The sequence below is a fragment of the Baekduia sp. genome, assembly GCF_035318805.1.
Lineage (GTDB): Bacteria > Actinomycetota > Thermoleophilia > Solirubrobacterales > Solirubrobacteraceae > Baekduia.
The window spans coordinates 57,875-73,779 of the sequence record NZ_DATHDY010000063.1 but is presented as its reverse complement, the minus strand read 5'-3'; the positions used below and the strand labels follow the sequence as shown (position 1 = coordinate 73,779).

At 74.0% G+C, this 15,905-nt stretch carries 11 protein-coding genes; 6 read left to right on the top strand and 5 right to left on the bottom strand.

The window, feature by feature from the left end; all coding sequences use genetic code 11:
• The first annotated feature begins 10 nt into the window (after positions 1 to 10).
• The 6 genes from VK501_RS14565 to VK501_RS14540 all read left to right on the top strand — a co-directional run bounded on the left by VK501_RS14565 (position 11) and on the right by VK501_RS14540 (position 7,362).
• Entirely contained in the window at positions 11 to 1,549 is a 1,539-nt protein-coding gene (locus tag VK501_RS14565) for an ABC transporter ATP-binding protein (RefSeq protein WP_324338492.1), read from the top strand.
• Positions 1,546 to 2,802, top strand: coding sequence for an ABC transporter permease (locus VK501_RS14560; protein ID WP_324338491.1), 1,257 nt, complete (start codon positions 1,546 to 1,548; stop codon positions 2,800 to 2,802). The genes VK501_RS14565 and VK501_RS14560 overlap by 4 nt, the downstream gene beginning before the upstream one ends.
• Positions 2,799 to 4,049 carry an ABC transporter permease gene (locus tag VK501_RS14555; protein ID WP_324338489.1) on the top strand — a complete coding sequence of 417 codons (1,251 nt, stop codon included), beginning with the start codon at positions 2,799 to 2,801 and terminating at the stop codon, positions 4,047 to 4,049. Before VK501_RS14560 ends, VK501_RS14555 begins: the two co-directional genes overlap by 4 nt.
• A gap of 40 nt (positions 4,050 to 4,089) precedes the next feature.
• The gene (gene deoC, locus VK501_RS14550) at positions 4,090 to 4,983 is read left to right on the top strand and encodes a deoxyribose-phosphate aldolase (protein WP_324338487.1); all 894 of its coding nucleotides are present in this window, start codon (positions 4,090 to 4,092) and stop codon (positions 4,981 to 4,983) included.
• Between the two features lie 91 nt (positions 4,984 to 5,074).
• On the top strand, positions 5,075 to 6,523 hold the full coding sequence (locus tag VK501_RS14545; RefSeq protein ID WP_349261019.1) for an aldehyde dehydrogenase family protein: 1,449 nt from the start codon (positions 5,075 to 5,077) through the stop codon (positions 6,521 to 6,523).
• A gap of 2 nt (positions 6,524 to 6,525) precedes the next feature.
• A complete protein-coding gene (locus VK501_RS14540; RefSeq protein WP_324338547.1) occupies positions 6,526 to 7,362 on the top strand; it encodes an aldehyde dehydrogenase family protein in 837 nt (278 codons plus the stop codon).
• Positions 7,363 to 7,470: 108 nt separating this feature from the next.
• On the opposite strand, the gene atzF is transcribed toward VK501_RS14540, so the two are convergent.
• The 5 genes from atzF to VK501_RS14515 form a co-directional block, all read right to left on the bottom strand.
• Positions 7,471 to 9,177, bottom strand: coding sequence for an allophanate hydrolase (atzF, locus tag VK501_RS14535; protein ID WP_324338483.1), 1,707 nt, complete (start codon positions 9,175 to 9,177; stop codon positions 7,471 to 7,473).
• Positions 9,174 to 12,791, bottom strand: a complete 3,618-nt coding sequence (uca, locus tag VK501_RS14530; protein ID WP_324338481.1) for an urea carboxylase — start codon at positions 12,789 to 12,791, stop codon at positions 9,174 to 9,176. Before uca ends, atzF begins: the two co-directional genes overlap by 4 nt.
• Positions 12,788 to 13,438 carry an urea amidolyase associated protein UAAP2 gene (locus tag VK501_RS14525; RefSeq protein WP_324338478.1) on the bottom strand — a complete coding sequence of 217 codons (651 nt, stop codon included), beginning with the start codon at positions 13,436 to 13,438 and terminating at the stop codon, positions 12,788 to 12,790. The genes uca and VK501_RS14525 overlap by 4 nt, the downstream gene beginning before the upstream one ends.
• A complete protein-coding gene (locus VK501_RS14520) occupies positions 13,438 to 14,271 on the bottom strand; it encodes an urea amidolyase associated protein UAAP1 (protein ID WP_324338476.1) in 834 nt (277 codons plus the stop codon). The genes VK501_RS14525 and VK501_RS14520 overlap by 1 nt, the downstream gene beginning before the upstream one ends.
• Before the next feature lie 82 nt (positions 14,272 to 14,353).
• A complete protein-coding gene (locus tag VK501_RS14515) occupies positions 14,354 to 15,883 on the bottom strand; it encodes an amino acid permease (protein ID WP_324338474.1) in 1,530 nt (509 codons plus the stop codon).
• Between the last annotated feature and the right edge of the window lie 22 nt (positions 15,884 to 15,905).

The window sequence follows — 15,905 nt, the reverse complement described above, 5'->3', positions numbered from 1 at the left end:
CCTGGCGGACGTGTCGCCACAGAACGCAGGTGCCGCGGAGCTCGCTCTCGAGCTCCGCGGCATCACCAAGCGCTTCGGCGCCCTGACGGCCAACGACGCCGTCGACCTCCAGTTGCGGCGTGGGGAGATCCACGCCCTGCTGGGGGAGAACGGCGCCGGCAAGTCGACGTTGATGAGCATGGTCTACGGGATGGCGCGTCCCGACGAGGGCGAGATCCTCGTCGAAGGCGAGCCGGTCTCCGTGGACTCGCCGCGGGACGCCATGGCCCACGGCGTGGGGATGGTCTTCCAGCACTTCATGCTGATCCCGGTCATGACCGTGGCCGAGAACCTCGTGCTCGGCGCGGAGCCGCGCCGGCGCGGGCTCCTCGACATCGGCGCCGCACGGCGCCGCACCCGTGAGCTGTCGGACCGCTACGGCCTGAAGGTCGATCCGGACGCGCGCGTCTCCGACGTGTCGGTCGGCCAGCAGCAGCGCGTCGAGATCCTCCGCGCGCTGGATCGCGGAGCGCGCATCCTCGTCCTCGACGAGCCCACCGCGGTGCTCACCGCGCAGGAGACGCACGAGCTGGCCGAGGTCCTGCGCACGCTGCGCGACGCCGGCACGTCCATCGTCTTCATCACCCACAAGCTGCACGAAGTGCTCGAGATCGCCGATCGGGTCACGGTCCTGCGCCGCGGCAAGACGATCGGCACGATCGACACCGCCGCGGCCGACGAGGCGTCGCTGGCGCGGATGATGGTCGGGCGCGACGTCGTGCTGCGCGTCGAGAAGGAGCCGGCCAGGCCCGGCGAGCCGCTCCTGGAGATCGACGACGTGCACGCCGTCGACGACCGCGGGCTGCCGGCGGTCGACGGCGTCTCGCTCCAGGTCCGCGCGGGCGAGATCGTCGCCGTCGCGGGCATCGACGGCAACGGCCAGAGCGAGCTGATCGACCTCGTCGCCGGACTGCGGCCGTGCACGAGCGGCCACGTCCGGCTGCGCGGCAAGGACATCACGAACTGCAGCCCGCGCGCCGCGCGCGAGGCCGGCATGGGGCACATCGCCGAGGACCGCCACCGCCGTGGCCTGGTCCTGGACTTCAACCTGTCGGAGAACCTCGCGCTGATGGACTACCGCCATGAGGCGCGCTTCGGCCTGCTCAAGCCGCGCCGGATGCTCGAGGCGGCCAAGCGGCTGCTGGGCGAGTTCGACGTGCGCGGCGGCACGCCCGCCACGCCGGCGCGCTCGCTGTCGGGCGGCAACCAGCAGAAGGTCGTGATCGCCCGGGAGATCTCGGGCAACCCCGACGCGCTGATCGCCGCGCAGCCGACGCGCGGCCTGGACGTGGGCGCCATCGAGTTCGTGCATCGCCGCCTGCTGGCCGAGCGCGACGCCGGCCGCGCGATCCTGCTCTTCTCGCTGGAGCTCGACGAGGTGCGGTCGCTGGCCGACCGCATCCTGGTGATCTACGACGGGCGGATCGTGGGCGAGCTGCCCCCGACGGCGTCCGACGAGGATCTCGGGCTGCTCATGACCGGCGGCGGGTCGGCCCGCGTGGCCTCGTGAGCAGCGTCTCCCCGGGCGGATCGGTCACCCCGCCGCCGAGCGGCCAGCCGGAGCTCGACGTCTCGCCGACGTTCGCCGCCCGGATGAGCGGGCTGATGCGCGGCGGCGGGCTCGTCACGCCGCTGATCACCGTCGTGATCGCGTTCGCCATGGGCGGCCTGGTCGTCCTGGTCACGGGCCACAACCCGTTCTCCACCTACAAGGCGATCTTCGACGGCACGGGCCTGCAGTGGCTGTTTCCCTGGACGTCCGGGGCCGACCGCGACACGGCGGCGATCAACCTCCAGCAGACGCTGCTGATCACCGGCCCGCTGATCCTGCTCGGGCTCGCCGTCGGCTACGCGTTCCGGGCCGGCCTGTTCAACATCGGCGGCCAGGGCCAGTACATCGTCGGCTCGATCGTCGCCGTCTGGGTCGGATCGTCGTTCGCCGGCATGCCCCATCTGCTGCACGTGGTGCTCGCGATGGTGCTGGCGACCGCGGCGGGCGCCGCGTGGGCGGGCATCTCCGGCGCGCTGCGCGCGACGACGGGCGCCAACGAGGTCATCACGACCATCATGCTCAACTACGTGGCGATCTGGCTGGGCGTGTGGCTCTTCGGCCTCGGGGGGCCGCTGCAGAACAACGCGCAGCCCGACGTCCCGATCTCCAACGACGTGGTGCCTGGCGCGAAGCTCCACGTGTTCTGGGGCGATCCCGAGCTGCAGGGCCTGCACATCGGCATCTTCGTCGCGCTGGCCGCCGCCGTCGTCTACTGGGTGCTGCTGAACCGCTCGACCAAGGGCTACGAGGCCCGCGCGGTCGGCTTCAACCCAGAGGCCGCGCGCTACAGCGGCATCAAGGTCGGCAGGACCTACGTGCTGGTCATGGGGACCTGCGGCGCGCTGGCGGGCCTGGCCGGCTCGCTCGACGTCCTGGGCTGGCAGTTCCACATCGCGACCAACGACATCCAGGGATCGCAGCTGGCGTTCTACGGGATCGCGGTCGCCCTGCTGGGGCGCAACACCGCGATCGGGACCTGCCTGGCGGCGCTGCTCTTCGGGGCGATGCTCCAGGGCACGTCGGTGCGCAACCTCGACCCCGCGGTGTTCGAGCCGGCGCTGGCGCAGAACCTCACCATCGTGATCCAGGGCCTCGTCGTGCTGTTCGTCTCCGCCGACGTGCTGGTCGTGCTCATCTACACCAGGCTGCGGCGACGGCGCCGGCGCTCGGCTCCGCCCGGCGCCGCCGCGGCGGCGGAGGTCACGGCATGACCACCGGGCGGCGCATGAGCACCGAAGCGCTCATGGAGACGTTCAAGCGCGATCCCGACCGCGAGCCCAGCGGACCGCTCACGCGCGAGCGCGCGATCGGCTGGGCCGGAATCGCCCTCGGCCTGGTGGCGTTCGTCATGACGCTGCCGCCGTTCGAGGTCCGCACGATCGTCCCGTCGATCGTCGTGGGCCTCTTCGCGCTCACGCTCGGCGGCGCCACGATCGGCAACGGCGAGAAGCGGCTGGGCTGGGGCGCGGTCGCCGCGGGGCTGTTCGGCATGCTCGGCGCCTTCGGCGCGACGCGCTCGGGGGTGACGCATCTCGAAGTCGTCGTGAGCTGGGGCGCGTTGACCGCGGCCATGCTCCGCTACGCGGCGCCGTTGACGTTCGCCGCCCTCGGCGGGCTGGTGTCCGAGCGCTCCGGCGTCGTCAACATCGCGCTCGAGGGCATGATGCTGATGGGCGCGTTCTTCGCGGCCTACGGCGCCGACAAGACCGGGTCCTGGGTCGGCGGCATCGTCATCGGCGTCCTGGCCGGCATGGCGCTGGCGGCGCTGCACGCGATCTTCGCCGTGTCGCTGCGCTCCGACCAGATCGTCGTCGGCACCGGCCTGAACTTCCTCGCACTCGGCCTGACGGGCTACATGTACGTCGACACGTACGGCGCGGAGGGCACGCCCGACAACCTGCCGGCGGTCCCCGAGGTCAACCTCCCGACCGGGTCGCTGGGCTTCGTCGGCGACGCGATCAGCCAGCTCAACCTGCTGGTGTGGGGCTCGCTGGTGGCGGTCGTGGTGGTGTGGCTGATCGTGTTCCGGACCCGCGCCGGCCTGCGGCTGCGGTCGGTGGGCGAGAACCCGCGCGCGGCCGAGACGGTCGGCATCGGCGTCTACCGCACGCGCTACCTGGCCGTGATCACCTCGGGTGGCCTGGCGGCGCTGGGCGGCGCGTTCCTGTCGATCGGCTTCGTGCACTCCTTCTCGCAGAACATGACCGCCGGCCGCGGGTTCATCGCGCTGGCGGCGCTGATCTTCGGCCGCTGGCGCCCGGGCGGGCTGCTCGCCGCGACGCTGCTCTTCGGGTTCTCCAGCGCTCTCGCGCAGCGGCTGCCCGAGTTCTCGCCGTCGCTCGCGACGCTCTTCCAGGCGCTGCCCTACGTGCTGACCCTCATCGCGGTGGCCGGCGTGGTCGGACGGTCGACGCCGCCGGCGGCCGACGGCGTGCCGTATCAGCGCGAAGGTTCGTAGCGGTTCACGCCGCTCGGCGCATCGCCCTACCATCGAACGCATGAGTGGACCAAGGACCCTGCCGCACGTCGACCGGGTCGGCATCCAGGAGCGCGTCGGCGCGCTGGCCAAGCGCTCCATCAAGGGCGAGGCCAAGCGCCAGGGGATCCTCCTGGCCATCTCGATGCTGGACCTGACGACGCTCGAGGGCGCCGACACGCCGGGCAAGGTGCGCCAGCTGGCGGCCAAGGCCGTGACGCCGTCGCCGGCCTACCCCGAGGTGCCGTCCTGCGCGGCGGTCTGCGTCTACCCGTCGATGGTCGCGGTCGCGCGCGACGCGGTGGCGGGCACGGGCGTGCAGGTCGCGTCGGTCGCCACCGGGTTCCCCGCCGGACAGACGCCGCTGGAGACGCGCCTCGAGGAGGTGCGGATCGCGGTGGCCGACGGCGCCGACGAGATCGACATGGTGATCTCGCGCGACGCCTACCTCTCGGGCGACGACGCCCGCGTGGTCGACGAGATCGAGCAGATCAAGGACGCCTGCGGGCCCGCGCACCTCAAGGTCATCCTGGAGACCGTCGAGCTCGGCTCCTACGACCACGTGCGCCACGCCTCGATGCTCGCGATGGACGCGGGCGCGGACTTCATCAAGACCTCCACCGGCAAGGCCGCGGAGGGTGCGACGCCCGGGGTGATCCTCGTCATGCTGGAGGCCATCCGCGACTACGTGCAGCGCACGGGCCGGGTCGTCGGCATGAAGCCGGCGGGCGGGGTCTCGACGAGCAAGGCGGCGCTGGGCGTGCTCGTCCTCGTCAAGGAGACGCTGGGCGACGACTGGCTGACGCCCGACCGGCTGCGCATCGGGGCCTCGTCGGTGCTCAACGACCTGCTGCTGCAGTACGCCAAGACCGAGACCGGCCGCTACGGCCGGGCCGAGGACTTCTCGAAGGAGTGATCGCGTGAGCGAGACGACGACCGAGCCACAGCTGGGGACCCCGAACGGGCATGCGCCCGCGGTGGAGGCCCCTCCAGCCTCGCGGGCGCCCGTGCGCTGGGAGTACGCGCCGGCGCCCGAGTCCACCGATCACGTGCGGCTGCATGATCGCTATGGCCTGTTCATCGGTGGAGAGTTCGTGGAGCCCGCCGAGGGCCGCTACGCGCCGACGATCAACCCGGCGACAGAGGAGCCGCTGGCGGAGGTGGCGCAGGCCTCCGCGGCCGACGTGGAGCGGGCCGTGGCCGCGGCGCGCGCGGCGCAGGGCCCGTGGGCGGCGCTGCCGGGCATCGAGCGCGGCAAGTACGTCTTCCGCATCGCGCGGCTGATCCAGGAGCGCGCCCGCGAGCTCGCGGTCGTCGAGACGCTGGACGGCGGCAAGCCGATCAAGGAGTCGCGCGACGTCGACGTCCCGCTCGCCGCGGCGCACTTCTTCTACTACGCGGGCTGGGCCGACAAGCTCGAGTACGGGATCCCGGGCCCGCCCACCCCCGGCGCGATCACCCCGCGCGGCGTGGTCGGCCAGGTCGTGCCGTGGAACTTCCCGCTGCTCATGGCCGCGTGGAAGCTGGCCCCGGCGCTGGCGACCGGCAACACGGCGATCCTCAAGCCCGCCGACACGACGCCGCTGACGGCGCTGCTGCTGGCCGAGATCCTGCAGGAGGCCGAGCTGCCCGACGGCGTCGTCTCGATCCTGCCCGGCGACGGGAGCGCGGGCGCCGCGCTCGTGCGCGCCGAGGGGATCGACAAGATCGCGTTCACCGGCTCGACCGCGGTGGGCCGCGACATCCAGGCCGCGCTGGCCGGCCGCGACGTCGGCCTGACGCTCGAGCTCGGCGGCAAGTCGGCGAACATCGTCTTCGAGGACGCGGCGCTCGACCAGGCGGTCGAGGGGATCGTCCAGGGGATCTTCTTCAACCAGGGCCACGTGTGTTGCGCCGGGTCGCGGCTGCTCGTGCAGGAGTCGGTGGCCGAGGACGTCGTCGAGCGGCTGTGGGCGCGCATGCAGAAGCTGCGCGTCGGCGATCCGCTGGACAAGAACACCGACGTCGGCGCGATCAACTCCGCCGCGCAGCTGTCGCGCATCGGCGAGCTGGTGGCCGCGGGCGTCGAGGAGGGCGCCGGGCTCCGGCAGGTCAGCTGCGCGCTGCCCGCCCGGGGCTACTGGTTCGCGCCTGCGCTGTTCACGGAGGCCTCGCCCGCGCATCGCATCTCGCGCGAGGAGATCTTCGGCCCGGTGCTGGCGATCACGACGTTCCGCACGCACGCCGAGGCCGTCGAGAAGGCCAACAACTCCAACTACGGCCTGGCCGCGGGGATCTGGACCGACAAGGGCTCGAAGGCCTTCGAGGTCGCCGCGCAGCTGCAGGCCGGCGTGGTGTGGCAGAACACCTACAACCACTTCGACCCGACGGCCGCGTTCGGCGGGTTCAAGGAGAGCGGCTTCGGCCGCGAGGGCGGCGCCGCGGGCCTGCGCCCCTACGTGCGGCAGGGAGCGTGAGCATGCGCGTCGCCGTGGCCAAGACCTACAAGCTGTACGTGGGAGGGGCGTTCGTGCGCTCGGAGTCCGGACGCCACGACCCGGCGCTCGACCACGCGGGCGAGCACGTCGCCAACGTGCCGCGCGGCTCGCGCAAGGACGTGCGCGATGCCGTGAAGGCGGCGCGCAAGGCGCAGGCCGGCTGGGCGAAGCGGACCGCGTACAACCGCGGGCAGATCCTCTACCGGGCCGCCGAGGCCGTGGAGTCGCGGTCGGCGGAGCTGGTGGAGCAGGCGGTCGCGGTGCGGGGCGTGGAGCGCGCCGGCGCCGAGGCGGACGTCGGCGCGGCCGTCGACGCGCTCGTGCACTACGCAGGCTGGACCGACAAGCTGCACGCGGTGCTCGGGACGATCAACCCCGTCGCCGCGCCGTACCTGTCGATGTCGACGCCGGAGCCGACGGGCGTCGTCGCGGTGCTGAGCGGGGCGGAGGACGGGCTGGCGGCGGTCGTCGAGGCGCTCGCCGCGCCGCTGGCCGCCGGGAACACCGTCGTGGTGGCGCTGCCCGAGCGCGCGCCGCTGGCCGGGCTCGACCTCGGGGAGATCCTCGGCGTGAGCGACGTGCCCGGCGGCGTGGTCAATCTGCTGTCGGGCCGCACGGACGAGCTCGTGCCCGCGCTGGCGGCGCATCGCGACGTCAACGCGATCGTCGACCTGACCGGCGACCACGAGCTGGCGGTCAAGATCGACACCTTCGCCTCGGAGACGCTGAAGCGCGTCGTGCGCGGCGACCAGTCGCCGCTGGCGCGCCTCGAGGCGCTGACCGAGCTGCGCACGGTCTGGCACCCGATCGGCGCCTGAGCGCCCGGGGGCGCGGCTTCGTTGCGGGGCCTGGCCCCGTTGTGGCGACTCAGCGTGCTCGGCGGGCGCCGTCGTGCTACCCAGCGCGGGGGAATGAACGCAGGGGGCTCAGCCCACGGGCGTCGCGGAGGCGAGGTAGGCCGGCCACGAGCGGTGATGGGTGATGTCGGGCGCCCCCACGACGGCCACGGGCTCGCATCCGAAGCCGACGACGGTGCCCCCGTCGGCGAGGCGGACCGGGCCGAGCACCATCGGTGCCGGCAGGGCGGCGAGGAAGGTGCCGAGCGCCGCGGGCGGCAGCTGCCACAGCTCGCCCTCGATCGGCTCGCCGCCGTCGTCCACGCGGACCAGCCCGGGCTTCGGCGGCTCGGTGTCCAGCGCGTACATGCGGTAGGCCGGGGCGGTGTCGACGGTGGCGACGAAGCGGGCGCCGCGCTCGGTCAGCTGGTGGTTGAGCGGCTGGCCTCGGCGGTGGGCGCCGACGACGAGTAGCGCGACGGCGGGGGAGCCGAGCGCGTCGGCCGGCGGCGCGGGCGGCGTGCCGGTGACGAGCGCCGCGACGTCGGCCGCGACGCGGTCGCCGAAGGCGCGGGCCAGCACCGTGACGCCGAACCGGCCGCCGTCGGCCTGTCCGGCCGGCACGGCGACGCCGCACAGGTCGAAGAGATTGCAGAAGTTGGTGTAGATGCCCAGCCGGCCGTTGACGCCGATCGGATCGGCCGCCACCTCGGCGATCGTCGGCTGAGCCGTCGTGGTCGGCAGCAGCAGGGCGTCGGCGTCGCCGAGCGCGGCCATGGCCTTCACGCGCAGGCGCTCGACGCGCTCGCCGTCGGCCAGGTACGCGGTCGCCCCGACCCGTCCGGCGGCCCGCACGATCGCGCCCACCGTCGGGTCGACGTCGTCGGGGTGCGCGTCCACGAACGCGCCGACCGCGGCGTGGCGCTCGGCCACGAGCGCGCCGTCGTAGAGCAGACGCGCGGCCTCGAGGAACGGTGCGAGGTCGATGGTGCGCAGATGCGCGCCGGCGTCGGCGAGCCGCGTGGCGGCGCTCGCGAACGCATCGCGGGCGGCTGGCGTCAGGGCGCCGAGCTGGTCGGCCGCGGGGACGGCCACGCGCGGCGCGGGCGGCGCGGCGAGCGGGGCGTCGACCGGCCACGGGCGGCTGAGGGGATCGGCGGCGTCGGGCCCGGCCATGATCGCCATCGCGCGCTCGGCGCCGGCCAGGTCGGCGGCGAGGACCGTCACGCAGTCCAGCGTCCGGCAGGCGGGGACCACGCCGCGGACGGGCACGATCCCGCGCGTGGCCTTGAACCCAACGATCCCGCCGAACGCGGCGGGCACGCGGCCCGAGCCCGCGGTGTCGGTGCCGAGCGCCAGGTCGACGAGCCCGAGCGCGACCGCCACGGCCGACCCCGACGACGACCCGCCGGAGACGTACTCCGGCCTCCGCGCGTCGCGCGCCGCGCCGTGGGGCGAGCGCGTCCCGACCAACCCCGTGGCGAACTGGTCGAGGTTGGTCTTGCCCAGCACGATCGCGCCCGCGGCGACCAGCCGCGCGACCGCGGGCGCGCTCTCGCGCGGCGTGTACGCGAACGCCGGGCAGCCCGCCGTGGTCGGCAGCCCGGCCACGTCGATGTTGTCCTTGACCGCGACCGTCATGCCGGCGAGCGGAAGCGCCGAGCGCACCGGGTCGGCGTCGAGCAGCGCGGCCTCGGCGACCACGTCGCGCTCGGCGCGCAGGGTGATCCAGACCTCGGGCCGGTCGTCCGCCGCGATCCGCGCGTAGGCGGCGCGGACCGCCTCGACGGCGCTCATCGCTGCACCTCCACGGCCGTCCGGTCGGTCGCGGCGAGGACGACGAGCGCGCTGCCCGAGTCGACCTGGTCGCCGGCCGAGACGAGGACCTCGACGACCTCGCCGGCGACGGGCGAGTCGACGGCGGTCTCGGTCTTCATGGCCTCGAGGGTCAGGAGGCGGTCGCCGGGCGCGATCGCGTCGCCCGGGCGGACGTCGACCTTCCAGACGCTCGCCGACAGCGGTGCCTGCACGAGCACCCCGCCTTCCGGGACCGAGACGGCCTCGGCCACGGCGGCGCCCGCGGCCGCCGCCGGCTCGGGCCGCGGGTCGAACTCGCCCGCCGCGGCCCACGCGGCCCGCTCCGCGCCGAAGGCGGCCGCCTGCTGCGCGCGGAACGCGGCGATGGGCTCGGCCTCGCGCTCCAGGAACGCCAGGTGGTCGGCGAGCGTGAACGAGCCGTCGTCGATGTCGAGCGCGAGGCGGCCCGCGGCCATGTCGGCGCGCAGGTCCAGCAGCTCCTCGGCGCCGACGGGATGCCAGACGATGCGGTCGAAGAAGCGCAGCAGGTGGGGATGGCCGTCCTCGAACGGCGCCCGGTCGGCGCGGAAGCGGCTCCAGACCCCGACGGTGCGCCCGACGAGCTGGTAGCCGCCCGGGCCCTCCATCCCGTAGACGCACAGGTACGCGCCGCCGATGCCAACGGCGTTCTCCGGGGTCCACGTGCGGGCCGGGTTGTACTTGGTGGTGACGAGGCGATGGCGGGGGTCGAGCGGCGTCGCGACGGGCGCGCCGAGGTAGACGTCGCCCAGCCCGAGCACGAGGTACTCGGCGTCGAAGACCGTCTCGTAGACCTCGTCGACCGACCCAAGGCCATTGACTCGACGGATGAACTCGATGTTCCACGGACACCACGGCGCGTCGCTGCGTACGCCGGCCATGTAGCGCTCGGTCGCCTCGCGCGTGGCCGGGTCGTCCCACGACAGCGGGAGGTGCACGGTGCGTGAGGGGACGGCGAGGTCGCGCGTCGCCGGCAGCGCGTCCTCGACCTCGCGGGCGAGCTCCAGCGCCTGGCGGACCGGCAGCACGTCGGGATCGACCTTGATCTGCAACGAGCGGATGCCGGGCGTGAGCTCGGCGACGCCGCGCAGGCCCTCGGCCTCGATCCGCTGCGCCAGCGCGTGGACGCGCATGCGCAGCGCGATGTCGAGGACCATCGGCCCGTACTCGACGAGCAGGTTGTCGTCGCCGCTGCGGCGGTAGGTCACGGCGGGGCCGTCGGCGCGTGGCTCGCGGCGACCGAGGACACCATGATCGTCGAGCTGGGTCGACAGGCGCCGCGGCAGCCCGCGCTCCGGGGCGGAGCGCAGGCCGGCGGCCTCGACCTCGGTCACCGGCTGGAAGCGCACCGTGTCGCCGGGGCGCAGCTGGCCGAGCTTCCAGCGCTCGCCGGTCACGACGGTCGCCGGGCAGACGAAGCCGCCCAGCGACGGGCCGTCGGGGCCGAGGAGGATCGGGACGTCGCCGGTGAAGTCCACCGCGCCCACCGAGTACGGCGTGTCGTGGATGTTCGAGGGATGCAGCCCTGCTTCGCCGCCGTCCTCGCGCGCCCACGCCGGCCGCGGGCCGACGAGCCGCACGCCCGTGCGCGCCGAGTTGAAGTGCACCTCCCAGTCGGTCGCGTAGAACCGCTCGACGTCGTCGTGCGTGAAGAACTCGGGCGCCGCGTGCGGCCCCTCGGCCACGCCGATGCGCCACGCGTGGCCGAGCGCCGGACGCTCGGCGGGCGGGACGCGCCGCTGTGGGCCGACGGTCCCGGCGCCCGGGACCAGCACGTCGCCGGGGCGCAGCGCGCGCCCGCCGTGGCCGCCGAACCGACCGAGCGTGAACGTCGCGGCGCTGCCGAGGATCGCGGGCACGTCGAGGCCGCCCGCGACCAGCACGTACACCCTGAGCCCGCGCGCCGACGCGGTCCCGACGTCGAGCGTCGCGCCCGCGCTCACGCAGACGGGGACGTAGCGCTCCACCGGTGCGCCGTCGAGGGTGACCGGCGCCTCGGCGCCGGTAACGCAGATCGTCCCCGGCGCGGTGAACCGCAGCGCGGGTCCCTGCAGCGTGCACTCCAGCCCAGCCGTGCCCTCCGGGTTGCCGAGCGCCCGGTTGCCGAGGCGGAACGAGCGGTCGTCCATCGGCCCCGACGGTGGCACGCCGACGTTCCACAGGCCGGTGCGCCCGGGCCAGTCCTGCACCGTGGTCATCGTGCCGGCGCGTAGCACGTCGATGCGCGGCTCGTCGTCGGCGACGTCGGCGAGCGTCGCGGTGCAGTGCTCGGCGGCGCGCACCCGCGGATCGGCCAGCGCCGCGCGCAGCAGCCCCAGGTTGGTCCGGATGCCGTCGACGCGCGTGCGCGCCAGGCCGTCGGCGAGGCGGTCGAGGGCCTCGGCCCGCGTGGCGCCGGTGGCGATGACCTTGGCCAGGAGCGGGTCGTAGGCGGTGCTGACCTCGGTCCCCGCCTCGACCCACGTGTCGACGCGCAGCTCCTCGGGGAACGCGACCGCCGTGATCAGCCCGGCGCTCGGGCGATGCCCGGCCGCCGGATCCTCGGCGTAGACGCGGGCCTCGACGGCGTGGGCTGCCGTGTCGGTGGACCGTTGCCCGGCGTCGAGCATCGACGCATCGCCCTGCGCCAGGCGCAGCATCCACGCCACGAGGTCGATGCCGAGCACCTCCTCGGTGACCGGGTGCTCGACCTGCAGCCGCGAGTTGACCTCCAGGAACGAGGCCTCCCCGCGCGCCGCGTCGTAGACGTACTCGACGGTGCCGGCCGAGCGGTAGCCGGCGGCGGCGCACAGCGCCGACGCGGATGCGTGCAGCGCCTCGCGGACGGCGGCGGGCAGGCCCGGCGCCGGCGCTTCCTCCAGCACCTTCTGGTGGCGGCGCTGCAGCGAGCAGTCGCGGTCGCCGAGCGCCAGCACGCGGCCGGCGCCGTCGCCGAAGACCTGGACCTCGACGTGGCGCGCGTTGGCGACGAAGCGCTCCAGGAACACGCCGCCCGCCCCGAAGCTCGCGGCGGCCAGCCGCTGCACGCGCGCGAACGCCTCGGTCAGCTCCCGCGGCGACGCGCACGGCGCCATCCCGATGCCGCCGCCGCCCGCGGTCGCCTTGAGCATCACCGGATAGCCGATCGCGGCGGCCGCCTCCCGCGCCGCGTCGGCGTCGGCCAGCAGGCCCGTACCGGAGATCATCGGCACGCCCGCGAGACGGGCCAGCTCGCGGGCGCGGTCCTTGGCGCCGAAGAGCTCCAGCTGCTCCGGCGTCGGCCCGACGAAGGCGATCCCCGCCGCCTCCACCGCCCGCGCGAAGGTCGCGTCCTCGCTCAGGAGGCCGTAGCCCGGATGGATCGCGCCCGCGCCCGTGCGCGCCGCGGCCTCGAGGAGGCGCTGCACGACGAGGTAGCTCTCGCGCGCCGGGGCGGGGCCCACGTGGACGGCCTCGTCGGCCAGCGCGACGTGCGGCGCCCCGCGGTCGGGGTCGGAGAACACCGCGACGGTCTTCAGCCCCAGCGCGCGCGCCGACCGGATGATCCGCACGGCGATCTCGCCGCGGTTGGCGACCAGCAGCGTGTCGAACGTCACGTGGCTGCGGGTCCGGTCGGGGCCGTCACGATCATGCGGACCGGCGTCGGGTCGAACCCGTTGCACGGGTTGTTGATCTGCGGGCAGTTGGACACGAGCACGAGCGTGTCGACCTCGGCGCGCAGCGACACCGACAGGCCGGGGGAGGAGAGGCCGTCGACGATCCCGAGCGTCCCGTCCGGCTCGACGGGCACGTTCATGTACCAGTTGATGTTGGACACCAGGTCGCGCTTGCCCAGGCCCCATTTGGCGCCCTCGCGCAGGAAGTTCTCGACGCAGGCGTGCTGATGGCGGGTGTGGTGGCCGTAGCGCAGCGTGTTGGACTCCTTCGAGCAGGCGCCGCCGATGGTGTCGTGGCGCCCGACGTCGTCGGCGACGACGGTCATCAGCGGCCGGCCCTCGCACGAGCGCAGGACGCTGCCCGTCGTGATCGACAGCGAGCCCTGGGCCGCGACGGTGTCGGGCGCGCTGTAGCGCTCCGACGTGTCGTGGGCGTGGTAGAGCAGGCAGTCGACGGCCTGGTTGCCCCCGAGGTCGACGATCGACAGCACCTGCCCGGCCGCGACGACCGACGACCACGGGGCGCGTGCGGGCACGATCTCGTCGAGCACGACGGTCGCCGCGGAGGCGGACTGCACGGCGCTCATCAGACGATGTCCCGCGCGGAGGCGTAGTCGGCGGTGTTCCGGAAGGCCCGCTCGCCCTCGGGCGTCGCGGTCCACAGCGGGTCGCCGGGCGCGGTCGGCGCGCCCCGCCAAGCGAGCACCTCCAGCGACGTGCACAAGTACGCGGTGCGGGGGTCCAGCGGATGCGGCACGTTGGCGATCAGCACCACCAGCGGCAGCTCGGCGCGCAGCAGGACCGACGCGCCCGCCCCGGCGCTGCCGGTGAACGCCAGCGCGCCGTCCGCACCGACCCGTACGCCTTGGAAGAACGACAGCGACGGCGGGACGTCGCGCGCGCCGAGGCCGTGCTTGAGGGCGCCGAGCAGCAGCAGCTCGCGCCCGGCCGGCGACGGGCCCTGCGCCTCGCCGTCGCCGTAGCGCTCCTCGTTGCGCTGCCGCGACGACGTGCCGCAGAGCGCGTCGTGGTGTCCCGACGAGTCGGCGAGGACCGTCGCCAGCACGCGACCCTGGTCGCTCAGCAGCGGGTGCCCGGCGCCGAGGTAGGCCTGCCACGGCACCTTCACCGTGTCGGCGACGTTCAGCCGCTCCCACGGCTGGTCGGCGTTGAACAGCAGGACGTGGGCGCAGGCGTCGCCGGCCAGGTCGGTGAGCCGGATCGACGTCCCGCGAGCGACGACCTTGTTGGTGTAGTTGCCGCCCCCGACCACTTCGGCCCAGGTCAGGTCGGCGGCCGCCACGCCCTTCGGCGGCGCCGGCCAGGACGAGGCCGGCAGGGTCGGCATCGTCTCCACGACGGTGCCGCCCATCGCCCGGGCATGGTCGCGGGCGCCGTGCGCGGTGCTGGTGCCGCTCACGAGGAGATCTCCAGCGCCGCGCGCGCGAGCCCCTGGCGAGCTGGCGCCCGGAAGCCGAGCCCCTGGGCGCGGTCTTCCGCGCTCACGCCTGGGCCGCCTCGAGGCCGAGGTCGGCGGCCGGGCCCGCCGCCGGCTCCGCCAGCTCCCGCCGGTGCAGCGCGTAGGCCACCAGGCCCACCAGCAGCGCGCCGCCCACGAACAGCAGCGAGAAGTACTGCAGGTACCAGTGGCCGCCGGCCGGGTCGTAGACCGACGCCCGAGGCCAGCCCAGGTTGACCATCTGCAGCACGCCGTAGGCCACGGCCACGACGTTGACCGGCAGGCCGAGGCGCCCGAGCGAGAAGTGCCCGGGCTCGGTCTGCCATTCCCCGCGCAGGCGGCGCACGAGCATCGGCACGGTGACCATCAGGTAGGCGCCGTAGAGCATCACGATGCACACGCTGGTCAGGGCGGTGAACAGCGAGGCCTCGCCGACGTTGACCAGCAGGATCGCGGCCGAGAGGACGCCGACGACGATGGCGGGCAGCACCGGCGTCCCGGTCACCGGCGACACCTTGCCCAGCGCGCCGTGCCCGGGCAGGACCCGGTCGCGCGACATGGAGAACATCATCCGCGTGGCCGCCGTCTGGATCGCCAGCGTGCAGACGCAGATCGCGACCGCCACGTCGGCCAGGAAGAGCTTGCCGACGGTGTCGCCGAGCGAGCTGGTCAGCACGTAGGGCAGGCCTCCGGCGGCGAGGTCGCCGTTGGTCAGCGACGGCGCGGCCAGGATGCCCGCGAGCAGGAGCAGCGCGCCGCCGACGCCCGAGGCGGTCAGCGCGCGCAAGATGGCCCGCGGCGCGGTGCGCCGCGGGTCCCTGGTCTCCTCCGAGAGCTCGCCCGCCGAGTCGAAGCCGACCATCACGTAGGCGGCCATCAGCGAGGAGATCAGGAACGCGCCGAGGTAGCCCCCGGGCGCCGCGCCGGTCTGGTGCAGCACCGCGCTCGGTCCGCGCTCGGCGTGGGTGAAGAGCAGGATCACCAGCGCGACGACGCCGATCAGCTCGCACGTCACGCCGATCACGTTGATGCGCGACATCAGCGACACGCCGATGGCGTTGATGATGGTCGTGCACGTGATGAGGATCACGCCGAGCACCACCGCGTTGGTCGCGCCGTCGGTGGACGTCAGCGCCGGATCGCTGCCGACGAGCTGGAAGCCCGACCAGAGGGTGGGGAGCACGACCTGCAGCGCGATCGCCGCCGCGGAGACCGTGACGATCTGCGCGACGAGCATCGTCCAGCCGGCGAACCAGCCGACCGTCGGCGTGGAGAGCCGGCGCGACCACTGGTAGATGCAGCCTGAGATGGGGTAGCGCGCGGCCAGCTCGCAGAAGCAGAGCGCGACCAGGAGCTGGCCGAGGAACACGATCGGCCAGGTCCAGAAGAACGCTGCACCGCCGAACGAGAAGCCGAAGAAGAACAGCTGGAAGACGGTCGTCAGGATCGAGACGAACGAGAAGCCGGCGGCGAAGGAGGCGTAGCTCCCGAGCTTCCGGTGCAGTTGCTGGGGGTAGCCGAACCCGGCGAGATCCTGGGCGTCCCGGACTCCCGCGGCGTCGTGATTGCTCATACCTATGACAATCGCGGACGCG